The organism is Paraburkholderia caffeinilytica, assembly GCF_046030355.1.
Taxonomy (GTDB): domain Bacteria; phylum Pseudomonadota; class Gammaproteobacteria; order Burkholderiales; family Burkholderiaceae; genus Paraburkholderia; species Paraburkholderia caffeinilytica_B.
Window position 1 is genome coordinate 78,844 of the sequence record NZ_JAQQCQ010000012.1, and the last position, 25,362, is coordinate 104,205.

19 protein-coding genes are annotated in these 25,362 nt (G+C 61.6%); 12 read left to right on the forward strand and 7 right to left on the reverse strand.

Features of this window, described 5'->3' with window-relative positions:
• Nucleotides 1–31: 31 nt before the first annotated feature.
• Nucleotides 32–1,258, reverse strand: a complete 1,227-nt coding sequence (locus PQQ95_RS19255; protein ID WP_408439295.1) for an AAA family ATPase — start codon at nucleotides 1,256–1,258, stop codon at nucleotides 32–34.
• Nucleotides 1,259–1,402: 144 nt separating this feature from the next.
• Between PQQ95_RS19255 and PQQ95_RS19260 the strand changes: the two genes are divergently transcribed.
• Nucleotides 1,403–2,509, forward strand: coding sequence for a porin (locus PQQ95_RS19260; protein ID WP_408439298.1), 1,107 nt, complete (start codon nucleotides 1,403–1,405; stop codon nucleotides 2,507–2,509).
• A 10-nt stretch (nucleotides 2,510–2,519) separates the two neighbouring features.
• On the opposite strand, the gene PQQ95_RS19265 is transcribed toward PQQ95_RS19260, so the two are convergent.
• Entirely contained in the window at nucleotides 2,520–4,862 is a 2,343-nt protein-coding gene (locus PQQ95_RS19265) for an FdhF/YdeP family oxidoreductase (protein WP_408439300.1), read from the reverse strand.
• Between the two features lie 310 nt (nucleotides 4,863–5,172).
• On the opposite strand from PQQ95_RS19265, the gene PQQ95_RS19270 reads away from it, so the two are divergent.
• The 4 genes from PQQ95_RS19270 (at nucleotide 5,173) to tkt (ending at nucleotide 8,836) form a co-directional block, all read left to right on the forward strand.
• Nucleotides 5,173–5,418: a DUF6723 family protein gene (locus tag PQQ95_RS19270; RefSeq protein ID WP_408439302.1), complete on the forward strand. Its 246-nt coding sequence runs from the start codon at nucleotides 5,173–5,175 to the stop codon at nucleotides 5,416–5,418.
• A 150-nt stretch (nucleotides 5,419–5,568) separates the two neighbouring features.
• Nucleotides 5,569–5,844, forward strand: a complete 276-nt coding sequence (locus PQQ95_RS19275; protein WP_408439304.1) for a hypothetical protein — start codon at nucleotides 5,569–5,571, stop codon at nucleotides 5,842–5,844.
• 84 nt (nucleotides 5,845–5,928) lie between these two features.
• The gene (locus PQQ95_RS19280) at nucleotides 5,929–6,474 is read left to right on the forward strand and encodes a cupin (RefSeq protein WP_408439307.1); all 546 of its coding nucleotides are present in this window, start codon (nucleotides 5,929–5,931) and stop codon (nucleotides 6,472–6,474) included.
• 277 nt (nucleotides 6,475–6,751) lie between these two features.
• The gene (gene tkt / locus PQQ95_RS19285) at nucleotides 6,752–8,836 is read left to right on the forward strand and encodes a transketolase (RefSeq protein WP_408439309.1); all 2,085 of its coding nucleotides are present in this window, start codon (nucleotides 6,752–6,754) and stop codon (nucleotides 8,834–8,836) included.
• Nucleotides 8,837–8,868: 32 nt separating this feature from the next.
• Here the strand turns inward: tkt and zapE are convergent, their stop codons facing one another.
• Complete coding sequence (gene zapE / locus PQQ95_RS19290; protein WP_408439311.1) at nucleotides 8,869–9,969, reverse strand: cell division protein ZapE; 1,101 nt, start codon at nucleotides 9,967–9,969, stop codon at nucleotides 8,869–8,871.
• Between the two features lie 214 nt (nucleotides 9,970–10,183).
• The gene (locus tag PQQ95_RS19295; RefSeq protein WP_408439313.1) at nucleotides 10,184–11,086 is read right to left on the reverse strand and encodes a YihY/virulence factor BrkB family protein; all 903 of its coding nucleotides are present in this window, start codon (nucleotides 11,084–11,086) and stop codon (nucleotides 10,184–10,186) included.
• A gap of 233 nt (nucleotides 11,087–11,319) precedes the next feature.
• On the opposite strand from PQQ95_RS19295, the gene PQQ95_RS19300 reads away from it, so the two are divergent.
• From PQQ95_RS19300 to PQQ95_RS19325, 6 genes are all read left to right on the forward strand, one after another.
• Nucleotides 11,320–12,387 carry a ligase-associated DNA damage response exonuclease gene (locus tag PQQ95_RS19300; RefSeq protein WP_408439314.1) on the forward strand — a complete coding sequence of 356 codons (1,068 nt, stop codon included), beginning with the start codon at nucleotides 11,320–11,322 and terminating at the stop codon, nucleotides 12,385–12,387.
• Nucleotides 12,384–14,060, forward strand: coding sequence for an ATP-dependent DNA ligase (locus PQQ95_RS19305; protein WP_408439317.1), 1,677 nt, complete (start codon nucleotides 12,384–12,386; stop codon nucleotides 14,058–14,060). Before PQQ95_RS19300 ends, PQQ95_RS19305 begins: the two co-directional genes overlap by 4 nt.
• 332 nt (nucleotides 14,061–14,392) lie before the next feature.
• Nucleotides 14,393–14,851, forward strand: a complete 459-nt coding sequence (locus PQQ95_RS19310; RefSeq protein WP_408439320.1) for a response regulator — start codon at nucleotides 14,393–14,395, stop codon at nucleotides 14,849–14,851.
• A 240-nt stretch (nucleotides 14,852–15,091) separates the two neighbouring features.
• Nucleotides 15,092–17,335, forward strand: a complete 2,244-nt coding sequence (gene glgX, locus PQQ95_RS19315; RefSeq protein ID WP_408439323.1) for a glycogen debranching protein GlgX — start codon at nucleotides 15,092–15,094, stop codon at nucleotides 17,333–17,335.
• Nucleotides 17,336–17,460: 125 nt separating this feature from the next.
• A complete protein-coding gene (locus PQQ95_RS19320) occupies nucleotides 17,461–17,652 on the forward strand; it encodes a DUF2934 domain-containing protein (RefSeq protein WP_408439325.1) in 192 nt (63 codons plus the stop codon).
• A gap of 49 nt (nucleotides 17,653–17,701) precedes the next feature.
• A complete protein-coding gene (locus tag PQQ95_RS19325; RefSeq protein WP_408439328.1) occupies nucleotides 17,702–19,699 on the forward strand; it encodes an AI-2E family transporter in 1,998 nt (665 codons plus the stop codon).
• Nucleotides 19,700–19,746: 47 nt separating this feature from the next.
• Here PQQ95_RS19325 and PQQ95_RS19330 read toward each other — a convergent pair whose 3' ends face one another.
• Nucleotides 19,747–21,297 carry an FAD-dependent oxidoreductase gene (locus PQQ95_RS19330; RefSeq protein ID WP_408439331.1) on the reverse strand — a complete coding sequence of 517 codons (1,551 nt, stop codon included), beginning with the start codon at nucleotides 21,295–21,297 and terminating at the stop codon, nucleotides 19,747–19,749.
• A 358-nt stretch (nucleotides 21,298–21,655) separates the two neighbouring features.
• On the opposite strand from PQQ95_RS19330, the gene PQQ95_RS19335 reads away from it, so the two are divergent.
• Nucleotides 21,656–23,809, forward strand: a complete 2,154-nt coding sequence (locus PQQ95_RS19335) for a hybrid sensor histidine kinase/response regulator family protein (RefSeq protein ID WP_408439333.1) — start codon at nucleotides 21,656–21,658, stop codon at nucleotides 23,807–23,809.
• A 54-nt stretch (nucleotides 23,810–23,863) separates the two neighbouring features.
• Here PQQ95_RS19335 and PQQ95_RS19340 read toward each other — a convergent pair whose 3' ends face one another.
• Entirely contained in the window at nucleotides 23,864–24,883 is a 1,020-nt protein-coding gene (locus tag PQQ95_RS19340) for a class I fructose-bisphosphate aldolase (RefSeq protein ID WP_408439334.1), read from the reverse strand.
• 41 nt (nucleotides 24,884–24,924) lie between these two features.
• Entirely contained in the window at nucleotides 24,925–25,245 is a 321-nt protein-coding gene (locus PQQ95_RS19345) for a thioredoxin family protein (RefSeq protein ID WP_408439337.1), read from the reverse strand.
• Between the last annotated feature and the right edge of the window lie 117 nt (nucleotides 25,246–25,362).

Genomic DNA, 25,362 nt, shown 5'->3' on the forward strand with positions numbered 1-25,362 from the left:
CGTTCACTGTGCGTGTTGGGGTCACCGACCGTCAGGCGGCCGGCGCAATGTGATGGCGGACAATGCCGCGAATCAACGCCGCGTCTTCGGGACTGACCTTCGCATAGATCGCGGGACCGGCGGCGCGCTCGGGGTCGCCGGTGCGCAGCATCAGCTCGGCCCAGTCGAGCAGGCGCCGCGTGGAGAACGCGCTCGACAGGTCTTCGCGGGCGAACGCCGCGCGGCAGTCGGCGGCGATCGCGGCGAGGGTGGTGGCGAGCGCGCGCGTCATATGCGGGGAGAGGGTGCGCATCAGTACATCGGCTTCTTCGGCGGGCGTCAGATAGTCCAGCATATAGACGCGCCAGCGATCGAGAAACGCCTCGTTCATCAGATTCGCGCCCTGATACAGATGACGGAACTGGCTCATCGCACCGACCGCATTGGCCGTGGCGAACAACCGGAAGGCGGGATGCGGCGCGACGATTTCGTTGCCTTTCTCTTTCAGCACGAGACGGCCATGCGGTTCGAGCACAGCAGTGAGGGCGGCCAGAATCGACGGCTCGGCGAAATCGATTTCGTCGACGATCAGCCATAAGCCTTCGCGCATCGCCGTGGGCAGGACGCCGTCTACCCAGATCGTCTCGCCCCCTTTGACCGTCCAGAAACCGACAAAATCGCCAACGGTAGTTTGCCCGTTCATGTTCGAACGCAGCACACCGTGCTGCGAGCGCGCGGCGACCTGTTCGATCAGGCTGGTCTTGCCGGCACCCGTATGACCAATCAGCATGACGCGCCGGTTCTCCACGATGTCTTCGACGATATCGTTAAAGCGCTCGGAGAACAGATAGGCCGGATTGACGCGCGGCACGAGCGGATTGTCGGCGCCGAACGGCACGTCGACATGACCGATGCGCACGGTTTCGCCCGCACCCTCTGGCTGCGGATGGCGCTTCGCCGCTGCGGCCAGCGCCGCAACGCGCTGCAACTCCGGCATGAAGGCCACCCGTTCAGCGGTGCCGGGCTGGTCTGCGGTGTCGCGCGTATCGATCGCAAAGCCTTCGCGGCGCCACTTCTTCAGTTTCGCGCGCAGGTTTTCCGCGTCGACCACCAGATCGATATCCACCGAGCCTGCGCCGTTGCCGTTATCCACACCATGTTCGAGCCGGTAGTTTTCCGGCCGGTCCGCCACGCTGACGCGCCACCATTCCGCGCCGTTTTCCGTCGCACGCTGGTAAAGGCCAAGGTTTTCGTCTTCGGTCAGTTCAGGCACGTTCATGGCGATTGGACAATGACGAAATAGTTAAATAACGATTAATGCGTTTCGATTTGGCTGGGGCCGAATGACCGACTATCTTATCGTGAGTACCTTTCGATCTCCTCGATGGGAATGTCCTCGACAGAAGAAACTCACGGCAAAACAATGAGACTCCATACAAAATTAATGGCCGCGCTGGCTGTGGCAAGTCCGTTGGCCTATGGTCAAACCAGCGTGACGTTATACGGCCGGCTCGACGGCGGCGTGGAATATCTGAATCACATCAACAATGGCGCGGGCGGCAGTTCGAGCCGTTGGAGTGCCGAAGGCGGCGATTGGGGCACCAGTATGCTGGGCCTCAAAGGCAATGAAGATCTGGGCGGCGGGCTGAATGCGATCTTCAACCTCGAAACCGGTCTGCAAATCATGAACGGCACCACCAGTGGCGGACGGCTGTGGTCACGGCGTGCCTTTGCCGGCCTGAAGAGCGACCAGTGGGGCACGCTGCAGGCCGGGCGCAATCTGTTCATCGATAGCGACGGTGTGTGGGAATTCGATCCGTTCGTGCAGCAGGCATTTTCGTCGGCATCGCTCGTGCGCGGGCGCAACTGGCAGCAGACCAGCAATAACGTCGAGTATCACAGCCCGGTGTTCTGGGGCTTCGACGTTCAGGCGCAATACGCGTTCGGCAATCAGGCGGGCGCGTTCAACAGCGGTGCATCAGGCGAGTTTGGCCGCTCCGACGGCATCATGCTGACGTATCACTCGCCGCTCTTCGACGTGCGCGGCATCTACGACGAACTGCGTGACAGCAACGGCCGCTTCAGCAATATCTTCCAGGCCTCGCGCGAATATTTCGCCGGTGCGAATGTGCATTTCGATGCGTGGAAGATCCAGGGGGCCTATACGCATTACTCGGCGCCGGACTCGCCGGCTGGCGTGGCCGACAGCGCGGACCACTACTGGCTGGGCGCCACGTACAACTTCCCGCAGCGCTGGGCGGTGACGGCGGGCGGCTACTACATCAACGTCGGCGATGGTGGCGGCGATGCCGCGCACGATCCGTCCGGCCACGCGATGATGTATGTGCTCGGCACGACGTATAACCTGTCGAAGCGCACCTTCCTGTACGGCACGGTGGCCTACGTGCGCAACGGCAGCAACTCGAATTTTTCGCTTGAAGCGTCGCCGCGCGACGCCGTCAATAACACGAGTCCGCTCACGGGCGAATCGCAAACCGGCGCGTATGTCGGGATGCTGCATCAGTTTTAGCGCAACCCCGTCAGACCGCAAGGTCTTCGACCACCGCCGATTTGCGCAGGCGCACCGGAATCGACTTCGACGCCGGCACCTGGCTCGATTTCGCGTGATGCGAGAGCGGGATCAGCCGGTTGCATTCGGGGTAGTAGCCCATGATGCAACCGCGCGGAATATCGAATGCATGCACGCGCATGCCATCGACTTCCCGCGTGACGCCGTCGTGGGAGACAGTCGAGATACATACGGCGTCGCCTTCGGCAAAGCCGAGGCGCGCCAGATCCTCCCGATGCATCAGCAACACCTCGCGCGTGCCATGTACGCCGCGAAAACGATCGTCGAGTCCATAGACGGTCGTGTTGAACTGACTGTCGCCGCGCGTCGTCATCAGGCGCAGCACGTCGGGCCCGGGGGACGGCATATCGGCGTCTTCGTCGAGCGTATCGGGCACGATGAAATTGGCCTTGCCGCTTTCCGTTTTCCATTCGCGTTTGCATGCCGGCAAGGGCCGGTGAAAACCGCCAGGCTGCGTGAAGCGCTGGTTGAAATCGTGGAACTGGTCGGGATAAGTGCGCTCGATAGCGTCGCGCACCAGGGCGTAGTTGCCGACCCACGCGTCCCAGTCCACCTTCGGATTGTCGGGCAGCAAGGCCTTGGCCATACCCGCGACGATCGCCGGTTCCGATAACAGCATGTCGCCGGCAGGCTCGGCCAGGCCGTGCGAACCATGCACGCACGCCGTGCTGTCCTCCACACTGACCCATTGCTCGCCGCTGGCTTGTTGGTCGATTTCAATGCGTCCCAGGCATGGCAGCAAATACGCGATCTCGCCATGCAACTGGTGGCTGCGATTAAGTTTGGTGGCGATCTGCACCGTGAGCCTGAGTCGCCGCCACGCCGGGTCCATCACATGATGATCCGGTATCGCCACCTGAAAATTCCCGCCCAGCCCGATGAACGCTTTGACCTTGCCGTCGAGCACACCCTGGCAGACTTCGACTGTGCTCATGCCTTTTTCGCGTGGCGGCTCGAAATCATAGAGTTCTTTCAGTTTGTCGAGCGGGGCGAGTTCAGGCTTTTCGGTAATCCCGACCGTGCGCTGTCCTTGCACATTCGAATGACCGCGAATCGGGCAGATCCCGGCGCCGGGCCGCCCGATATTGCCGCGCAACAGCAGTAGATTCGACAGCATCTGAACGTTGTGTACGCCGCTTCGATGCTGCGTGATCCCCATGCCGTACAGCACCATGGCGGCGTTCGCCTGTGCGTAGACGCGTGCTGCTGCTTCGAGTGCCGCGCGCGTCAGCTGTGAATGACGCTCGATCTCTTCCCACGGGGTGGCGCGCATGGCCTCGGCGAACGCTTCGAAGCCGTGCGTATGCTCTGCGATGAAGGCGGCATCGAGCACCCGTTGCGTGCCGTCGCGCTGCGCCTCGTCGTCCCATTCGATCAGCAGTTTGCACAGTCCGGCAATGGCCGCCGCATCGCCGCCGATCTTCACCTGATGATATTGCGTGCTGATCCGGGTTTCCTTCGGGGTGAGCATGTCGACTGGTGACTGCGAATTGGCGAAGCTGACGAGCCCGCGTTCCCGGAGCGGATTGAACGTGATGATTTCCACGCCGCGCTTACGCGCATCCTGCAATTGATGCAGCATGCGCGGCGCGTTCGTGCCCGTGTTGTGGCCGAAGAACAGCATGCAGTCCGTGTGTTCGAAGTCTTCGAGTTGCACGGTGCCGACTGGCGCGCCGATGGTCTTCGGCAAGCCGACCGAGGTGCTCTCGTGACACATGTTCGAACTGTCGGGCAGATTGTTGGTGCCGTACATGCGGGCAAGCAGGGCATACATATACGACGTTTCCAACGCCGCACGGCCCGACGCGTAGAACACGGCTTCGTTCGGATCCAGCGCGCGCAGCTCTTTCGCGATCTCCGCGAATGCATGTTCCCACGTCGTAGGCACGTAACGATCGGTAGCGGCGTCCCATCGCATCGGTGCGGTCAAACGGCCCTGCGATTCCAGTTCGAAGCCGCTCCATGTTTGAAGCTCGCTCACTGTATGGTTAGCGAAGAAGTCGGCGTCAATACGCTTATTGGTAATCTCCCAGGCGGTGGCCTTCGCGCCGTTTTCACAAAACTCGAACAGATGGGGGTCTGCCGGTTTGGCCCAGGAGCAGCTCACGCAGGCAAAACCGTCGGCCTTGTTCTGATGGGAGAGGATACGGCTCCCGCTCAACGTGACGTGCTCCTGCACGAGGATCGTCGCGACCGCTTTGACCGATCCCCATCCGCCCGCGGGGTTGCGATAGGGCTTGAGGGGGGCGGTGTCGGTATCCGCCACGTGCTCGACGATGTCTTCGGTACTCATGCTGGCTCCTGGCAGGTCGGCCGGTCGAGTCATCCCGGTTTGTGCCGATGCCGCGCAATTCCCGGACCAGTGTCTTAACTTTCGCTTACAGGACGCCGTGTCTCGAAGCAGCGGATTGCAACTCCGCACCGCCATTCACCTCCATTCATTTCCACGCGGAGCCGATGGCGGCCGCGCGTGGAACAGGTATTGCTCGACGTCGATACGTGCTGACTGCCGTTACGGCATTTGACGGCGCTATACGACACCGGAATTGACGCACGGAATTGACGTACCCGCCGTGCAGGAATCAGGGAAACAGGAAATAAACATGGCGCGACATAAGGCCGACGTGGTTGACGACGACTTCGAGATTTACGCCAGCTATCATGGAACAGGCGACGGCCGTTACGTAGGTGGACTGAAGGTCGTCAGAAAAGCGGACAGGCGAATTCTGTTTCCATTCGACGGTGCACCGCAAATCGGCCCCTATGACACTGCCGAGGAAGCCCGACGCGCCGCGATCGATTACGGCCGCGAGATCGTGGCCGCCGACCGTGCGGCTCCGGAGGCGTAGTGCCAGATTTACAAAAATCAATCCCGATCTTCAGCATGGAGGCCGTGACGGCCATCTGCAGGCAAGGATGCTGGGTCCTTATCCGCGCTTTCACGGAGGGGGATCGATTGTTGCTGCATCCATGGAGTAGCCGACTCCAAGGAGAGCACCGTGCAAGATAGCAAACCCACCGAAGGTCTCAACGCAGAACGCGAAACACCGGATACGAAACCGCACGATAAACCGCGCAGCAAACCGAGCGGAGCCCGCTATGTCGAGCCCAGTCCGCTCGGCATCGAACCGGTTGAGCAGACAGAGGTCGCGGCGCAAACCAATCCACGTCGTTCAAGCGAGCGTCCGCAACAAACCGCTGAGGTCCCGCTGGGCACCGGCGCGCACGCCGAACCGCCGGGCGGTGGTGGACGCGCGTCGCAGGGCAAGAAGTGATGCGAGGCGGGCAGTCCACGCACGTGCCACAGCCCGCGCCCCTCAACAGAACGCCACGCGCATCAGGCATTTCAGGAGTCAATCATGTACAACGATTCGAAGCACGGATTCGACGCGGCGCGGACCGAGTACGAAGCATTTATGCTGGAGCCACGCGAATGGGTGCCGAACAACCGTAAGTTGCCGGTGGTGATATACCGCAGGGCGCTCGCGCCGGACAGCGGCGATCTCGTGGCCGCATTCGAGATCCTGTTCGAGCGCAACGATTGGCCCCCGCAGTGGCGCGACGGCATTTTCGACTACCACCATTTCCATGCGACTGCGCACGAAGTGCTCGGCGTAACCCACGGTTCCGCGGAAGTCATCGTGGGCGGTCCCGGCGGCAGGGTGGTGACGATATCCGCCGGCGACGCGTTGCTGCTGCCCGCCGGCACGGGCCATTGCCTGCAATCGTTCGCGCGTCAGTTCCAGGTGGTGGCGGGCTACCCGGCAGGCCAGCAATGGGATATCCGCCGCGAAGCGCTGACCCCGGACGAGCAGGCAGCGATGGAGGCTCTCCCATTCCCCGCCATGGACCCCATCGACGGGAAGCAGGGGCCACTGATCGAATACTGGCTGCATGCGGCCTGAGTTGGCTGAGGTTGTCTTCTCGCGGGCTTGCGCGCTTGTGATCGGCCAAAACCGCAAGCCGTCTGAAAGATCCGCAGCCGGTCATGCGGGCCGCGCGGCGCGATATGTAAAGCGCCGTGCAGATTTGCGCGCATCGGCGCATCATCGATCAGGCTTGCTGCGGTTCCTCATGCGTTCTTCCCCGTTCTTCCATTGAACACGGTTCGCCGGGCACGCTGGTGCATTGCGTCCAGATGATGCCGGCGATGTCCTCAACCGCCGAACAAGGAGTGTCCCCATGCAAAACGATCCCGCCCTCGATCAGTTGTGCATCAACACGATTCGCACGCTATCGATGGACGCCGTGCAAAAGGCCAATTCCGGTCACCCCGGCACGCCGATGGCCTTGGCGCCGGTCGCTTACCATCTGTGGCAGAACCATCTTCGCTATGATCCGGACGAGCCGCTGTGGCCGAATCGCGACCGCTTCGTGCTCTCGGTGGGGCATGCGTCCATGCTGTTGTACTCGCTGCTTCATCTGGCGAGCGTCAAGGCCGTGGACGAGGACGGCAAGCCGACCGGTTCTCCCGCCGTCTCGCTCGATGACATCGAACATTTTCGCCAGCTCGGCAGCAACACGCCTGGCCACCCCGAATACCGTATGACCACCGGGGTGGAAACGACCACCGGTCCGCTTGGCCAGGGGCTGGGCAATAGCGTCGGCATGGCGATGGCGGCACGCTGGTACGAAAGCCACTTCAACAAGCCGGACGCGCCGTTGTTCGATTACCGCGTCTACGCGTTATGCGGCGACGGCGACATGATGGAAGGCATCTCGCATGAGGCAGCGTCGCTTGCCGGGCACCTGAAACTGTCGAATCTGATCTGGATCTACGACAGCAACCGCGTCACCATTGAAGGCCACACCGATCTTGCATATAGCGACGACGTCGAGAGCCGGTTTCGCGGTTACAACTGGCACACGCTGCATGTGAACGACGCGAATGACGCCGCGGCGCTGGAAGCCGCATTTGTCGAAGCAAAAAGCATCACGGACAGGCCGACGCTGATCGTGGTCCACAGCATTATCGGTTGGGGCGCGCCGCACAAGCAGGACACGTCCGCCGCGCATGGCGAGGCGCTCGGTGTCGAAGAAGTGGCGCTGACCAAGAAGTTCTATGGCTGGCCTGAAGACAAGTTCTTCTATGTTCCCGACGGCGTGCATGAACGCTTCGCGCAGGGTATCGGTGCGCGCGGCAAGGCGGCGCGTGAGGCATGGCAGGCGAAGTACAACGCGTACACGAAACAGTACCCGGAACTCGCGCGTGAATTTGCCCAGATGGAAGCGCACGAATTGCCGGACGGCTGGGACAGCGATATCCCCACGTTCGATGCCGACCCGAAGGGCGTGGCCTCGCGCGACTCGTCAGGCAAGGTGCTCAATGCGATTGCCGCGCGCGTGCCGTGGATGATCGGCGGTGCGGCCGATCTCGCGCCGTCCACCAAAACGAATCTGAAATTCGAAGGCGCGGGCAGCTTCGAATCCGGCAACTACGGTGGCTGCAATCTCCACTTCGGGATTCGCGAGCATGGAATGGGCGCGGCGGTGAATGGCCTCGCATTGTCGAATTTACGCCCGTTCGGTTCCACATTCCTGATTTTCAGCGACTACATGAAGCCGCCGATTCGCCTTTCCGCGATCATGGAAGTGCCGGCGATCTACGTGTTCACGCACGATTCGATCGGCGTCGGCGAGGACGGTCCGACCCATCAGCCGATCGAGCAACTGGCCTCGCTGCGCGGCGTGCCGGGACTGACCGTGCTGCGCCCGGGCGACGCGAACGAAGTCGCCGAATCATGGCGCGTGGCGATGTCGCATCCGCGGCGGCCGTCGTGCATCGTCGTGTCGCGTCAGCCGTTACCGACGTTGGATCGCACGCGCTACGCGCCGGCTAGTGGCGTGCAGAAGGGCGCGTATGTGCTCGCCGATGCGCCTGACGGAAAGAAGCCTGACGTGATTCTGCTCGCCACGGGCAGCGAATTGTCGCTATGCGTGGACGTCTACGAGAAGCTCACGAGCGAAGGGATCGCGGCGCGCGTGGTGTCGATGCCGTCGTGGGACATCTTCGAGCAGCAGGACGAGGCTTATCAGGACTCCGTGCTGCCACCCGAGGTGGATGCGCGCGTTGCCGTCGAGCAGGCGGCAACACTGGGTTGGGATCGCTATGTCGGGCGGCTCGGCGCGCAGGTGGTGATGCATACGTTCGGCGCGTCCGCGCCGCTTGCCGATCTGAAGAAGAAGTTCGGCTTCACGCCCGAGCGCGTGTATGACGCGGCGAAACAGCAGATTGCGCGAGTGAAGGGCAAGCGCAGCCAGGAGTAAGCTGTGTCCGCAGATGGTTGTTTGCGCCGCTATTACGGCTGGGCGACCGTCTGCGTTTCTGCAGTGCCGGTTCTGCCGGCGGTATTGTCGAGCGTGCTGCGATAGCCGCGCGATTGCATTTCGGCAAGTCGGCTGAGCGTTCTCGACAGATCGTGTGCGCCTTCGAGTCCGCTTAGCGCCGCCTCGATCGGCTGATCGGACGCGATGAACAGCGCGTGTTTCCGGTCGTAGAAAATATCGACCAGCCATATGAGCCGCTGCAATGTATGTGATTGGCTGAGCCACCCGGTGTGCACCTTGTCGAGAATCAGACCATGCCAGTGTTCCGCGAGGTCGAGATAGTCGAGATGCGAACGGCTCGCCACGCACAGGTTCTCAAAGTCCACCCATAGCAATGCGGCGCCTGCCGCATGGGTTGCGAGCGGACGGCCTGCCGCGCTGACCGTGGCCGGTTGCAACGTTTCGCTGCCTTCGTAGCGCACGAAAATTTCAAGCAGCGCCTCGTTGGTCGCCGTATCCAGCGGGGTAAAGAAATGCGGCAATAACGCTTCTTCGCCACCGAAACGATAATCGCGGGCGCCATCGAAGTGAATCACAGTGAAGCAATGTTTGATCTGCTCGATGGTCGGCAGGAAACGCTCGTGAAACTCAGGGTCCGACAACAGGGCGTCCGGCGCGTAATTCGAGGTCAGCACGATGCGTGTGCCCATGCCGATCGCGGTATCGAGAAACCGGCCCATCAGGAACGCGTCGGCGATATCGTGCACGTGGAATTCGTCGAAGCACAGCAGTTCCACGCCATCGAGCCATTGTCTCGAGACCGACCCCAGCCGGTCGTCGCCGCGTGGTTCACTCACCAGCCGCCGGTTCATGTCGCGCAGAAATTCGTGGAAGTGCAGGCGCCGTTTCCGGCAGTTTGCCAGTTCGAACACCGTATCGACCACCATGCTTTTGCCGCGTCCGGGCAGCCCGTGGCAATAGACGCCCTGATGCGCGAGCAGGGTGCCGGACTTCGTGCGTCGCCCGGCGGTGGCGAGCAAGGTGACGAGCGCCGCGATGGCGTCGCGCTGGTTCGCATCGGGCACGATGCCGCGCGCAGCGAGGGCGTTGACGATGCGGGCTTCGTCAAGCATGGACAGCCGTCTTCGTTCGTGGCGAGAACGTGTCGTTCAGAACGGCAATGAGAGCGGTGTTGGTCATCGTGGTGAACAGGCAGGAGCGATCGCGTCATTTTAACGGCAGCCAGTCAGCCGCCACGTTGGCGGCTCAATACGCGCTGTCATTCCCGCGGATCCACAGGCTTGATGAAATGATGATCAAAGCCGGCTTCTCCGGCCGTCTGTTTCTTTACGCCGTTTTGATTTCCTGCGGTGACGCCGCAGCCGGGTCGAGTCCGAAGCGTTCGTATTGCGAAATCACCTGTGCGCCGAACAGGAGCAAGGTGGCAAGCCACTCGAGGCTGAACAGGATCACGATCGCCATGGTCAGCGATCCGTAGACCACACTGACCTGGGACAGCGTTGCAAAATACCAGACCAGCACATGCCGCGTGATTTCCCACAGCGCGGCGGCAACAATTCCGCCGAACAGCGCATGTTTGAGAGAAGGTCGCCCAACCGGCATGACCAGATAGATCGACGTCAACACGAAAATCTCACCAGCAAGACCCAGCAGATACAGCACGACGCGCGACAATCCCTGTAATGAAACGTGCAAGCCGAATAGTTCGACACCCTCAGCCCCGACAGCCTCCAGGCCGCTCGACACAAACGTCACGATCAATAATCCAATGCCGAGGAAGAGAATGTAGCAATAGGGCAGCAGCGCGGAGAGCAAAAAGTGGCGGCGCCGCACTACCACCCGGTGCACGAAAATCAATGACATCGCGTTCTCGAGCACCGTGAATGCGAGCGAGCTGAAAAAGATCATCGTCAGCAGCAGAACCCAGCCGATCACCGCGCGATGCGCCAGAAAATTGGCCAGCTCGTGGACCAGCGCAGTGGATTGTCCGGGCACCAGCCATTGCAACAGATGAGCCAGCGCCGCCAGCAGAACGTGCTGCGGTACGAGTCGTGACAATACGATCACAATCAGAATCATCAGCGGCACAATCGACAATAACGCGTAATACGCGACCGCCCCCGCGAGCAGCAAACCCTGGTTTGCGCGGAAAGCTTTCAACGTCTGCAGGATAAACGTGCCGGGATGTTTTGCGACATACAGCGCGTGTTCATCGATGATGGTTGGCATGGCGTCTCACGTTGCGCGTTATCCGGCTTGCCGGAGCGGCAGCCAGTTTTAGCGCTTACCATGCACCTCAAGCAAGAACGCAGCCACACCTGATGGGACAACGGACCGCGTGGGCCGTTTTAGCGGGAACACAGTTTGCTTTGCGTCGACAGCAGGTGGACCTATTAACGTGCATGGCAGCGCATAGACGCGGGCGTTTCGGAATGAGCCGATGACGCCCATCGGAATCACAATTGAACAACACCACTGACCAAGCCAATCTCACCGACCTCGTGATCGCGCGCCCCGAGGGCCTGTATTGCCCACCCGGCGACTTCTACATCGACCCATGGCAGCCAGTGGAGCGGGCTGTCGTCACACACGCGCATTCGGATCATGCGCGCTTCGGGCATCGGCACTATCTCGCATCACAGGCAGGCGCGAGCGTGTTGCTTTCGCGCCTGCCCGGCATCAGCCTGCAAACTCTCGCATATGGCGAGCGGCTCGATATGGGCGGCACGACGATTTCGCTTCATTCCGCGGGGCACGTGCTGGGTTCGTCGCAACTCAGAATCGAGCACAAGGGACGCGTGTGGGTTGCGTCCGGCGATTACAAGCTCGATCCCGATCCAACCTGCGACGCGTTCGAACCCGTGCGCTGCGATACCTTCATTACCGAATCGACCTTCGGTCTGCCGATCTATCGGTGGGACGCGCCGCAAACGATCTTCGACAGCGTCGATTCATGGTGGCGTCATAACGCGGCAGAAGGGCGCGCGTCGGTGCTGTTCTGCTATGCGTTCGGCAAGGCGCAACGCGTGCTGGCCAGTGTCGATGTGGGCATCGGGCCGATTTTTTGTCACGGCGCCGTCGAACCGCTCAATCGTGCATACCGGGAAGCGGGCGTGCATATACCGCCGGTGCGTCTCGTCAGTGAAATACCGGCGAAAGAGAAAACGGTCTTCAAACAGGCGTTGATCGTGGCGCCGCCGTCCGCGCAGGGCAGCGCGTGGCTGAAACGTTTCAGCGACTACAGCGATGCGTTCGCTTCGGGATGGATGCGTCTGCGTGGCGCGCGGCGCAGACGCGGCGTGGATCGCGGCTTCGTGCTGTCGGATCATGCGGATTGGCCCGGCCTGCAAACCGCGATTCAGGCGACTGGCGCTGAGCGCGTCATCGTTACGCACGGTTCGGTCGAGCCGATGGTGCGTTGGCTGCGCGAGCAGGGCCTCGAGGCAGGCTCGTTTGAAACGCAATACGGGGACGACACGGCAGACGACACAGCGCGTGATACGGCAGAAGACACGGCGGCCGATACATGAAACGCTTCGCAGCCCTCTATACCGCGCTCGACGCCACGACCTCGACGCATGACAAGCTCGAGGCGCTCATCCGCTATTTCGCGGCGGCAGCGCCTGAGGACGCCGCGTGGGCGTCGTACTTTCTCGCTGGCGGCAAGCCGCGTCAATCGGTGCCGACGCGCCTCCTGCGCGAAATCGCCCGTGAGCGCGCCGGACTGCCGGAATGGTTATTCGAGGAGTCGTATCACGCTGTCGGCGATCTGGCCGAAACCATCGCGCATATCCTGCCGCCCGCGCAGCGCAGCACCGAACTTGGTCTGACGCAATGGATCGAGCACCGCGTGCTGACGCTGCGCGGAGCGACGCCGGAAGAATTGCGCGTGCGCTTACTCAGCTATTGGGACGAACTCGACTGGGGTGGCCGTTTTCTGCTGACCAAACTGATCGGCGGCGGCTTTCGCGTCGGCGTCGCGCGGCAACTCGTGGTACGAGCGTTGGCGTCCGTGGCGGGCGTCGATCACAAGCGTATCGCGCAGCGCATGGTCGGGTGGACCGACTCGCAACAGAAGCCGGATGCGGCACGGTACCTGCGTTTGATTGCGCCGGAGGCAAGCGGTGAAGACGGCCAGATCATCCAGCAAACGCCTGACAGCGATCTCGGTTTGCCTTATCCGTTCTTTCTCGCGCATCCCTTGCAGGCCGATCCGGCAACACTCGGTGAGCCGCGGAACTGGCAGATTGAATGGAAGTGGGACGGCATTCGCGCGCAATTGGTGAAACGCAGCGGGCGTGTATGGCTATGGTCGCGCGGCGAGGATCTGATAACGGAGCGGTTTCCCGAAGTGGCGGCGCTTGGAGAATCGTTACCGGACGGTTTCGTGATCGATGGCGAAATTCTCGCATGGGAGCCGGGCGCTCCGGCACCGTTGCCGTTCGCGCGGCTGCAGCCGCGGATTGCGCGCAAAACGCTGAGCAAAAAAATTCTCGCCGATTCACCCGCCACGTTGCTCGCCTACGACCTGCTCGAAGCACACGGCAAGGATCTGCGTATGACCCCGCTGACCGAGCGGCGCAAGCAACTCGACGCACTGGCCGTGTCGGTTGACGGGACCTTGGCACGCGATCTCCTGCGCGTGTCGCCGGTAATCTCCGCACCCGATTGGCAGACGCTTGCGACGCTGCGTGAAGAGAGCCGCACGCGTGGCGTGGAAGGCCTGATGGTGAAAGAGCGCGGGTCGATGTATGGGGTAGGCCGCACCAAAGCTTCCGGCACATGGTGGAAGTGGAAGATCGATCCGTATGCGGTGGATGCGGTGCTGGTCTATGCCCAACGCGGTCACGGACGGCGTGCCAGCCTGTACACCGATTTCACCTTCGCCGTCTGGGACGAGGCCGACGGAATGCGCACGCTCGTACCGTTCGCCAAGGCCTATTCTGGATTGACCGACGAGGAAATGCGCCAGGTGGACGCAATCGTGCGTAAGACCACAATCGAAAAATTCGGACCGGTGCGCAGCGTCACGCCGACGCTGGTATTCGAAATCGGCTTCGAAGGAATTCAGGGGAGCCCGCGCCATAAGTCCGGCGTCGCAGTGCGATTTCCGCGCATGCTGCGCTGGCGCACTGACAAACATATCGATGACGCCGATACGCTCGCCATGTTGAAGGGTTTCATCGACGGCCGTGCGGGATAACCCGCAGGCTGAATTCCGTCAGCGGGCTGCACGCAGCAAGGGCGGCATGCACGGCGGAAGTGCGTTTCATCCATATTTCAACGCAATATCCCGTACTTGCGCACGATGTATGGGGATGAGTCAAGACAGCATAAATCAGGAAGCGGCGGTTCTCCCTGTGCGCTATGGTGATGAGAGAGCGCGTGTGCGGCGGACAGACCGGCACTGCATGGGCAAAAACCGAAGCGAATGTCTTGCGAGTGCAAGCGCTTGCCACGCGGTGGGAGCGAATCTTGCAAGCATTTTCCTCGATGCCCCAAAGCGGCACCGGAATGAGTGCCAGGGAGACCAGGGTGACGTTCGACGACAGAATGGACGAGAACGATGACGTCGTGGTTTGGCGGACTATTCAGTATGCGATGGCATCAAACCGTCGCGTGCTCGTTGTCGACGACTACCGCGAAGCGGCCGAAGCTTTGCAGATGCTGCTGAACGCCGACGGTTTCGAGTGCCGCGCGCTGGACGATCCGTTCGCCGTCTGCGACATGGCCTGTGAGTGGCAGCCGTTCGCCGTTCTGCTCGACATCAAAATGCCCGGCCTCGATGGCCTTGAGTTGGCTCGCCGCCTGCGGGCCGATCCGTTAACTTCAGACATGCTGCTCGTAGCCTGCACCGCTTTTGCTTCACGCGAAGACCGGCTGCGTGCGAAAGCCGCGGGTTTCGACGCGCATTGTGCCAAACCTCTGACACCAGAGCGGCTCTTGCGCGTGCTCGAATCGGCTGCCGCGCTGCATGCTGTTGGGCCGTCGTAAAGACGGCGTAATGCTTGAAAGCCTGCAGGCTCAGCGGGCGCTCTTCTAGTCCGCGTCATCCCCTGTCTCCCCTCATGTCCACGGCGAACGCGCTGCACGCGCTGTCCGTGCATTTTTTCGTCATGACCTGAAGGCTGCCTTGCAGCACATGCGCGCGCCCAGGTCCAGAATTTGCTGAAGCAGCAAGCTTGCCTGTTCAAAACAGGCGTATCAGCGCCTTTAGCTTCCACAGGAATCTCTATGTCATCCCAGACCCATTACTCGACGCGTATCGCGGAAGGCACACCTTTTCCGCTTGGTGCGACGTGGAACGGAAGCGGTGTGAACTTCGCGCTGTTCTCGGCGCATGCCACGAAGGTCGAACTCTGTCTGTTCGACGAAACCGGCGAAACGGAAATCGAACGCATCGAACTGCCGGAGTACACCGACGAGGTCTGGCACGTGTTCGTGCCGAATCTGAAACCGGGTGCCGTGTACGGCTATCGGGTCCATGGTCCCTATGAACCGGAAAAAGGACATCGTTTCAATCCGAACAAGCTCCTGCTCGACCCTTACGCCAAAGCGCATATCGGCGAGCTCAAATGGGCGCCGGAAATCTTCGGCTATACGCTCGATTCGGAAGAAGGCGACCTGTCATTCGACGAGCGCGACAGCGCGCCCTTCGTGCCGAAGTGCAAGGTGGTGGATGCGAACTTTTCGTGGAGTCATCCGGAACGTAATGCGCTGCCCTGGGAGCGGGTGATTTTCTATGAAACTCACGTGCGCGGTTTTACCAAACGCCATCCCGACGTGCCGGAGAATTTGCGTGGCACCTTCGCGGGTCTGGGCCAGCAGGTTGTACTCGATTACATCAAGGGCCTCGGCGTCACGTCGGTCGAGTTGATGCCGATTCAGACCTTCGTCAACGACAGCTATCTGCTCGACAAAGGCCTCACCAACTACTGGGGCTATAACACGATCGGCTTCTTTGCGGCTGATCCGCGGTTTTTTGCTTCGTCGATCGACTCGGTCGGCGAATTCAAGGAAATGGTGGACCGTTTTCATAACGCCAATCTCGAAGTCATTCTCGACGTGGTCTACAACCACACTGCGGAAGGCAACGAGCGTGGTCCGACGATTTCCTTCAAAGGCATCGACAACGCCTCCTACTACCGGCTGATGCCCGACGAGCCACGCTATTACATCAACGATACCGGCACGGGCAACACGCTCAACCTGTCCCATCCGCGCGTGCTGCAGATGGTGACCGATAGCCTGCGCTATTGGGTGACCGAGATGAAAGTCGACGGTTTCCGTTTCGACCTCGCCACGATTCTGGGCCGTGAGCTGCACGGTTTCGACGAAGGCGGCGGCTTCCTCGACAGTTGCCGGCAGGACCCGGTGCTCTCCGCCGTACGGCTGGTTGCCGAACCTTGGGATTGTGGTCCCGGCGGTTATCAGGTGGGCGGCTTTCCGCCTGGCTGGGCCGAGTGGAACGATCGCTTTCGCGATACCGTACGCGGCTACTGGAAGGGCGACGAAGGCGAGGTGCCGGATCTCGCCAAACGCCTGACCGGTTCGGCCGACAAATTCAATCATCGCGGGCGCCGCCCGTGGGCCAGCGTCAACTTCGTCGCCGCGCACGACGGCTTCACACTCAACGATCTGGTTTCCTACAACGACAAGCACAACGAGGCCAACGGCGAAGACAACAAGGACGGCCATTCCGACAACAAGTCATGGAACATGGGCGTCGAAGGACCTGCCGACGACCCTGAAATCCGGCAGCAACGCGAGCGCCAGAAACGCAATCTGCTAGCCACCTTGCTGCTCTCGCAAGGCACGCCGATGATCCTCGCAGGCGATGAATTCGGCCGCACGCAGAAGGGCAACAACAACGCCTATTGCCAGGACAACGAGATCAGCTGGGTCGATTGGGAAGGCATCGATGACGATGGCCGCGCCCTCACGGAGTTCGTCAAGAACCTGACGACGCTGCGCCATCGTCTGCCTGTGCTACGGCGTGGGCGCTTTCTCACCGGCGAATATAACGAAGCACTCGAGGTGACCGACGCGCGCTGGCTTTCTCCCGACGGCACCGATCTTTCGCAGGAACAATGGGACGATCCGTCGATGCGCTGCTTCGGCCTCGTGATCGACGGACGCGCGCAGGCGAGCGGCATTCGACGTCCCGCGTCCGATGCGACTTTGCTGTTGGTGCTGAATGCGCATCACGACGTGGTCAATTTCACGCTGCCGGACATTCCCGAGGGCGATCAGTGGACCTGTCTGCTGGATACGAACATGCCGGTGCGCGGCGAGTTGCCTCAATTCAGCGCCGGCGACGCGTATCAGGTAACCGGCCGTTCATTGCTGCTATTGGCGCTTGACGCGCCGAGCCGCGCCACGCAACGCGTGTTTGACGGGCTGGAAGAACAACTTACCACTGATGAAAGCACTGAGGAAAGCGAACGTCCTGCGGCACGTAACGAGTCTGGAGCCTGACACAAGCGCTAGCCGTCAGGTATAGCGCTTGCTCGATCCCGGATAGCCACCGTTTGCCGCATCCGGCGACAAGCGCGTCAGGCCGCCGGTGTCGATCTCTGCCCGGTCCAACTGAGGGTGCGCAAATGGAACAGGAACACACATCTCCAGACTCTTCTCAAGAAGAACAGATTCGTACACGTGCCTACTACCTCTGGCAGCAGGCCGGAGAGCCGAAGGGGACGCCTGAAGAGTATTGGGAGCAGGCACGCGACGAAATAGAGAAGGAAGCGCCGCCGACAGAAAGCGGACCGGTGGCTGACACGCCGAAAAAGTGAAGGGGCGCAGACCGTTGCAGAAGTAAGAGCCGAGGCAGCAACGAAACACATGAAGGAATTTCCCGACCCGCGTGGCGCGAGGCCAGCCGCCCGCATTCATGCGCCGCCCGCCGCATTGGGCGTCGACGGTCTGATCGCGCTTGCGGTCGGCGTGACCGTGGTCGCCTGCCTGTACTTTGCGCGTGCGGTGCTGATTCCCATCACGCTCGCGATTCTGCTCAGCTTCCTGGTGGCGCCGCTTGCCAATTCGCTTGGGCGTTTGAAGCTCGGGCATGTCGCGTCCGTGTTTGCCGCGGTGGTGATGTCGGTATCGGTGATCGTGATGCTTGGCGCGGTGATCGCCACGCAGTTGACCGACCTTGCCGCCGGCATGCCGCGCTATCAGGTAACCATTGAGCACAAGATGGACGCCGCGCACAGCCTGACCATCGGCAAGCTGAACCGGCTCGCGAGTGCGGCCGGCCAGGCCCTGCAACGGGCGACTATCGAGCCGCCGCAACCCCAACCGCAACGCGATGCGACCTCGACGTCGAGTGTCCATCCGCCTGCCGCCGTGCCCGTCGAAGTGCGCGAACCGGTGCCGACGCCATTTGAACTCGCCCGGCGTGTGTTGTCGCCGGCGATCAGTCCATTGGAAACGGCGTTTATCGTGTTCATCGTGATGGTGGTGATCCTGCTGCAACGCGACGATCTGCGCGACCGCGCGATCCGACTGTTCGGCTCACGCGATCTGCACCGCACGACCACCGTGATGGATGAAGCCGCGCGACGCTTGAGCCGCTACTTCGTTTCACAACTCGGCGTGAACGCGGGCGTGGGCGTGGTGATTGGCGCGGGGCTGTTCCTCATCGGCGTGCCGAGTCCGATCTTGTGGGGGATTCTGGCCGCGTTGCTGCGGCTCGTTCCCTATGTGGGCATCTGGATTTCCGCGACGCTTGCCACTGCGCTCGCCGCCGCGGTGAGTCCTGGGTGGGCCATGGCGATCTGGTCGCTCGCCTTGTTCGGCACGGTCGAGGTTTTGGTGGGGCAGGTGGTGGAACCGCTGCTGTACGGACACAGCACGGGACTGTCGCCTTTTTCGGTGGTGGTCGCGGCGATTTTCTGGAGCTGGATCTGGGGGCCGATAGGCCTGATTCTGTCGACGCCGTTGACCTTGTGTCTGCTGGTGCTCGGACGGCATGTGAGACGTCTGGAGTTTCTCGATGTACTGCTGGGCGATCAGCCAGCGCTTACACCGATTGAAAATTTTTACCAGCGCGCCCTTGCCGGCGATCCCGATGAGGCGTTGGAGCAAGCCGAGGTTTTATTGCGCGAGCGTTCGCTGTGCGCGTACTACGACGAGGTGGCGATCAAGGGCTTGCAACTCGCCGCCAACGACATGCTGCGCGGCAGCGTGACGGCGGCGCAACTGGCGCGGATTGAATCGACGACCAACGATCTGGTCGATGGTCTCGACAGTTATGAGGACCGCCAACCGGCGCCGCAAATGGCGGAAGAAAACTGGAGCGCAGCAGGGCCGACAACGGATATTCCTGCCGACGAGGGGAACGAACCGGCAGCTGAAGTGCCGGTTCGTACGAATGTTCGGCTAGCCGAGGCGGGAAGCCGGGATGTCGGTTCCCGAGGCAAACGCGTGCTGTGTATTCCAGGGCGCGGGCCGCTCGATTCGCTGGCGACCGCGATCCTGTTGCAACTGCTCGGCAAGCACGGATTTGCGGCGCGCACGTTGCCGCATGAGGCCGCTTCGCGCGCCTCGATCGATAGTCTCGATGCGGACGATGTCGGTATCGTGTGTATTTTTTATCTGCAAATCGAGGGGATTCCTTCGCACCTTCGGTATATGGTCAGGCGCATTCGTGCGCGCTTGCCCGCGGCCTCTATTGTTGTCGGATTGTGGGCGGCCGAGGACACGGGCAAGTGGAGCGACGATTTGCAGACCGCGATCGGGGCTGAGTGTTATGCCGCGTCGTTGCAGGAAGTGGTGGCGGCATGCAGGCGGATCGACGGCGCCAGCGCGGAGCCGTCGTTGGATGTCGTGAATGGGTGAGGAAGCGGTGGGTGGCCTTCTGCTGGACATGTAAAGTACGCCGCGACCTAATCGCCTTTGGTGATCTCCAGCGCTTGCGTCCGGGACAAACCTCGACCCATGGCGTCGATTAAACGCGCGGTCTGCGCTTCGCGTTCGCAGGCAAGTACGGCAACCAGCCTGTTATCCTTCACATACAACGCAACGAATTGCTGGCGATCGAGTTCGCCGTCGATGACGATGTCGTCCCATTCGCTTGCATGGCCGAGATATTCGAAGCGCTTGCCGAAGTGATAGGTCCAGAAATACGGCACGCCGGCATAGCGGTGACGCGCGCCGCACATGTTTTCAGCGGCGATGCGCGCGTGTTGCTGCGCGACGCGCCAATGCTCGATGCGCATCGGTTCCTGATCTTCGTGCAATGGAAAAACAGCGATATCACCGGCTGCATAAAGTCCAGGCGCGGCCTGCATGCCCGCATTGACGATCACGCCACCGTCCTTTTGCAACGGCAAGCCTTCGACAAAACCGGTAGCCGGGGCAACGCCCGTGCCCAGCAATACGATGTCGGCGGCGACATGCTCGCCACTTTCGAGCATTACTTCATGCACGTTGCCTTCCTCGCCTTCAAGCGAAGCGACTTTTGCATCGAGGTGGAACACCACGCCATTGCGCGTATGCAGTTCGCGAAACATGGTGCCCACGCGCTCGCCGAACTGCTTGGCGAACGGTATTTTTTCGGGCGAAATGACGGTTACTTGCGTGCCGCGTTTGCGCAGTGCCGACGCCGTTTCCAGGCCGATGAAGCTGCTGCCGAGAATGGCGACATGCGTGTTCTCTGCCTCCTTGCCGATTGCTTCGACGAGTGCGGCGGCGTCGTGAAGATTACGCAGCACATGCACGCCGCCAAGTTCACAACCGGGGATGGATGGAATCTTCGGCACGCCGCCCGTGGCGAGCAGGGCGGTGTCATACGCCAGTTCACCACCATTTTCGAAATGAATCGTGCGCCTTGGCACATCGAGCCGCGCGACCTTTGCGACGATACGTTCCACGTCGTGACGCTCGAGCCAATCCGGCGCAAGGAGGGGCGGCACATCGTCCGGCGCCATCTCGCCGGACGGCACAAATTTGCTGAGCGCAGTGCGATCGTAGGGCGCGTGCGGCTCTTCTCCGACCAGCGTGACAGGACCCGCAAAGCCGTACTCGCGCAATGCCGCGCAAGCCGCGGCGCCGGCTGCGCCCGCGCCGATCACCACGTAGTGCGGGCTTCGAGCGGATGCATTACGCACGGGTTGCGGAATTTTCTCCGGCGTGACCATCACGTCGTCGCCGTTTACTACCACCGGATAACGGTCGAGCGCGATCAGCGCGGGCGGTTCGAGCACGTTGCCGGTGGCAACGTCGAAGGTAGCCTTGTGCCACGGACAGATGATCCGTCCATTGCACAGCGCGCCTTGTTCCAGCGGGCCGCCGGCGTGCGGACAATCCGCGGCATAGGCGTGTACTGTGTCGCCATCGCGCACGAGCAGAATGTTTTCGCCATCCATCTCGATGCGTTCGGCGCGGTCCGCTTGCATTTTCGATAGCAGGGCCACGCGTCGGGCAAGCGTTGACATGGTCGACTCCTCGCGAAAGGTACATGGGCTGTGGGCAATACACCCTCGCCCCGGGATCAATAAACGCTGATTCGTCATACGTAGCGGCTGAGGTCCGGAACGTATGAAAGAGGGCGGCCGCCTCAGCGCACATGACGCGGGGCTGCAACACTCAACAGGGCGTCTGAACGCCTCTATGGACAGCAAACCCTGTGCCTGTTCACGCGCAACGTCACGTGCGGCGTTTTGATCGAGTGTCATGCTATGGAGAACACCGGAAGTGCGGTAAATTCCGGTAGAGAAATAGCGCACGAACAATGTGGGGCGTTTGGCGTATCGCAGCCCCGGCTTGTGTTTATCTTTCATGGAGATTTTGGCCGTGCAACGTGCTGAGCGTGTCGCAGTCGATTTCCCCATGCCGTCGCGCAATTTCGCGGCGACACGGCGCGTGCTGCTGATCGTGCTCGCCGTTTCGATTGTGTTTCCCTTGGCCTGCCTCGCGGGCTACGGGTATTTCGATTACCAGCGCCGGATTGCCGATTCGAACGACATGATCGACCGGCTCGCGCGCGTGACCGAGGAACAGGCCGTCAAGGTGCTGGACCTCAATCAGCAGATGGCTTCGCGCATCGTCGACCTGCTCGGTAACGACGACGATGCGCGGATTCGCGCACAGGAATCCGGCTTGCACGACCGTCTGCGGCAGATTGGCGGCGATTTCCCGCAGGTTGCATCGATTTATCTGCTCGGCGCGAACGGCGATTTGCTGGTGTCGAGCCGCACTTATCCGGCGCCGGCCATGTCGACGGGTCAACGCGAAGACTTCACTGCCGCCAGGGCGATGCGGCCGCAGCCTTATTTCTCACTGCCTTTGTTCGGGCCGCTGTCACAAACCAATGTGTTCAACACCGCGACCGGACGCTCCGGCGAGAACGGACAATTCCTGGGCGTGGTGTCCGTGGCGCTGCGCACCGATTACTTTTTGCGCTTCTACCGTGAACTGACGAATGGCGATACGTCGCTCTCCTTAGGGCTGTATCGCCAGGATGGCAGTCTGCTGGTGCGTTATCCGGCATGGCCAAGCGGCGCCAAACCCACTCAGCAGAGCGCATTCACCGCGGCTTTGCGCGACAAACAGCTCTCCGGCCACATTCGTCTGACGTCCACCGTCGACGGTGTCGAGCGGCTGCTGGCGTTTCGCCGCGTCGGCGACTATCCGCTTTACGTGATGAGCGCCTATGACACGGCGTCGATCGGCGAGGCGTGGCGCGAGCACTTCATGACGATCGCTGCGATCACGGTCGTGCCCTGCGTGGCGATCTGGTTGCTGGTGTTTTTCTCGTTGCGCCGGCTCGCCGGTGAGCGCCGCGCGTGGGAGCGCTGGCAAGGCGAAGTGGCCATGCGTCTTTCCGCCGAGGCCTCGAGCCGGCAATTGCAGCGCATGGGCGCACTCGGCAATCTCGTCGCCAATGTCGCGCACGATTTCAACAATCTGCTGATGGTGGTGTCGGCGAACACCGAACTCGCGCGGTTGAAGCGCTACAACAACCTGGAAAAAGAAGTGCAAGCCGTCGAGCGCGCCACCGCCACGGCGGAGTCGCTGACGCGCCGGCTTCTGAGTGTGGCGAAAAAACAGCCGCTCAAGCAGGAACCGGTCGACCTCGCCACATGGCTGCCGAGCGCCGCGCCGCTTATCGACGCAGCACTCGGCGACACCGTCGAAATGGCCTTGAACATAGTCGACAATGTCTGGCCCGTGCTGGCCGATCCGATCGACCTCGAATTCGCGATCATGAATCTGGCGGTCAATGCGCGCGATGCGATGCCGCACGGTGGCCGCTTTGTGATCCGTTGTCAGAACAACCGTCTGGTGGGCAGCGACCTCTTGCTGCCCGACGGCGAATACGTGCTGATCGCCTGTTCCGACGACGGCGAAGGAATGCCTGAATCCGTCGCGCGTCGCGCGTTCGAGCCGCTCTTTACCACCAAGCTGCGCGGTTCGGGCACCGGTCTCGGCCTCGCTCAGGTCCTCGCCATGTGTGAGCAGGCAGGCGGTACGGCCAAAATCGACAGCGTGCCGGGCAGCGGCACGACGGTCAGACTATATCTGCCGCGCTATCGCGAACGGCAGAAGGCGCTGGTGCCCGACATGGAAACGGCGCAACAGCCTGTGCCGGCTTCAAAGGGCATCGTGCTGCTGGTGGAAGACAACGAAGACGTGGCGGCCGGCGTGGCCGCCGTGCTGGAAACCTTCGGCTGCGCAGTGAGGCACGAACCGACCGCCGATCAGGCGTTCGACGTACTGAGCGGCGGCGCGACATTCGAACTCGTGCTGTCCGATATCCAGATGCCGGGCAGGCTCAACGGTATCGACCTCGCGGAGAAAGTGCGCAACGCGTGGCCCACGCAGAAGATCGCGCTGATGACCGGCTACGCCGATGAACTCGAACGGGCGCGCCGGCTCGGCGTGGCGATACTCGCCAAACCTTTCAACATCGACGAGCTGCACGCCCTGGTGGCTTGCGAACCGTAAAGTCACCAGAGGTCCAGGCGTGGGTGGCACGCATGGACCGCTTCGCCGTAGAGGCTAGCTCTTTTCCTGTGCTGCTTCGTACTTGCCGAGCGCGGCCGCGCTGTTCAGGCGGGCACGCTTGAGCAACGCCGCCTGAGCTTCCTTGACGTTGCTCGCTTCACCCTTCCACGCTTGCAGCGGCGGTTCCTGCAACGCACGACCGTATGAAAAGCTCAGATTCCACGGCAGGGCTCCGAGGCGGTTCATTGCATCGAGATTGGCCGTGGCTTCTTCCGGCGTTTGGCCGCCGGACAGAAACACGATGCCCGGCACTGCCGAGGGTACCGTTCGCCTGAGTACCCGCACCGTATGCACCGCGATATCCGACGTCGACGATTGCTGCGCGTGTTCAGCGCCCGCCAGCACCATGCTGGGTTTCAACAGAATGTGTTCGAGCACCACGCGATGCCGGTGCAGCGCGTTAAAGACTTCGTGCAACACGGCCTCGGTCACTTCCGCGCTGCGGCCGATGGTGTGATCGCCGTCCATCAGCACTTCCGGTTCCACGATCGGCACGATGCCCGCTTCCTGCGAGATCGCCGCATAACGCGCGAGGGAATCGGCATTGGCTTCGATGGCGAGGCGGCTCGGCAAGCTCGCCGTGATGTTGTAGACCGCGCGCCATTTCGCGAAGCGCGCACCTTGCCGCTTGTAATCGACGAAACGCTTGGCAAGGCCGTCGAGACCCTCGGTGATTTCGTCGCCGGGGGCGAGCGCGAGCGGAATCTTGCCGAGGTCCACCTTGATGCCGGGCACGATGCCGTTCTTCGCGGCGAGTTGCGGAAAAGGCGTACCGTCGTCCGCTTTCTGGCCGAGTGTTTCTTCGTAGAGGATCACGCCGCTCACGAATTCGCCGAGCCCCGGTGTGGTGAGCAGCAGGTTGCGGTATGCACGGCGGTTTTCCTCGCTCGATTCGAGGCCGATCGTCTTGAAGCGTTTGGCGATGGTCGGGCCGCTTTCGTCCGCGGCGAGAAGACCTTTTCCGGGTTGAACCATCGCATTGATGGTGGCTTGCAACTCGCTACGGGTGTCCATGAGGTGTGCTCCCATTAGTCCGGTTTGCAGATGACGTCGTGTCAGAAAGAAGCGAAAGCCTCGGCTATCTCCGTGGCGCTGGTGGGGCGCACAATGCGCGCGACTTCCGCGCCGTCGCGCATGAAGATCAGCGTGGGCCAGAGTTTGACCTTGAAGGAACGACCGAGCGGGCGGCCGGGGCCGTCTTCGATTTTCAGATGCCTGATGTTGGCATGGGGTTCGAAAGCTTTTGCGATCGATGCTTGCACACCCTGGCAGTAGCCGCACCAGTCCGTGCCGAATTCGATGACCGTGACGCCGGGGAGGGTGTCGACCTCGACTCGTGAGGGCGCTTTGGGGGAATAGGCTGCTTGGGTCGCCATGCATGCTCCGGTGCTTTTTACCTGTGCCGGCAGGGCTCTCCGCTATGGCGGAGTCTCACTGCGCGTGGATTTTTGTAAGAGTAGCAGCTATGGTCGCAATCGTCAGTGAGGGTGGCC

Coding starts and splice junctions, on each gene's coding strand:
- PQQ95_RS19255 (WP_408439295.1), bottom strand. CDS start 1,258: ATGAACGTGCCTGAACTGACCGAAGACGAAAACCTTGGCCTTTACCAG.
- PQQ95_RS19260 (WP_408439298.1), top strand. CDS start 1,403: ATGAGACTCCATACAAAATTAATGGCCGCGCTGGCTGTGGCAAGTCCG.
- PQQ95_RS19265 (WP_408439300.1), bottom strand. CDS start 4,862: ATGAGTACCGAAGACATCGTCGAGCACGTGGCGGATACCGACACCGCC.
- PQQ95_RS19270 (WP_408439302.1), top strand. CDS start 5,173: ATGGCGCGACATAAGGCCGACGTGGTTGACGACGACTTCGAGATTTAC.
- PQQ95_RS19280 (WP_408439307.1), top strand. CDS start 5,929: ATGTACAACGATTCGAAGCACGGATTCGACGCGGCGCGGACCGAGTAC.
- tkt (WP_408439309.1), top strand. CDS start 6,752: ATGCAAAACGATCCCGCCCTCGATCAGTTGTGCATCAACACGATTCGC.
- zapE (WP_408439311.1), bottom strand. CDS start 9,969: ATGCTTGACGAAGCCCGCATCGTCAACGCCCTCGCTGCGCGCGGCATC.
- PQQ95_RS19295 (WP_408439313.1), bottom strand. CDS start 11,086: ATGCCAACCATCATCGATGAACACGCGCTGTATGTCGCAAAACATCCC.
- PQQ95_RS19305 (WP_408439317.1), top strand. CDS start 12,384: ATGAAACGCTTCGCAGCCCTCTATACCGCGCTCGACGCCACGACCTCG.
- glgX (WP_408439323.1), top strand. CDS start 15,092: ATGTCATCCCAGACCCATTACTCGACGCGTATCGCGGAAGGCACACCT.
- PQQ95_RS19320 (WP_408439325.1), top strand. CDS start 17,461: ATGGAACAGGAACACACATCTCCAGACTCTTCTCAAGAAGAACAGATT.
- PQQ95_RS19325 (WP_408439328.1), top strand. CDS start 17,702: ATGAAGGAATTTCCCGACCCGCGTGGCGCGAGGCCAGCCGCCCGCATT.
- PQQ95_RS19330 (WP_408439331.1), bottom strand. CDS start 21,297: ATGTCAACGCTTGCCCGACGCGTGGCCCTGCTATCGAAAATGCAAGCG.
- PQQ95_RS19340 (WP_408439334.1), bottom strand. CDS start 24,883: ATGGACACCCGTAGCGAGTTGCAAGCCACCATCAATGCGATGGTTCAA.
- PQQ95_RS19345 (WP_408439337.1), bottom strand. CDS start 25,245: ATGGCGACCCAAGCAGCCTATTCCCCCAAAGCGCCCTCACGAGTCGAG.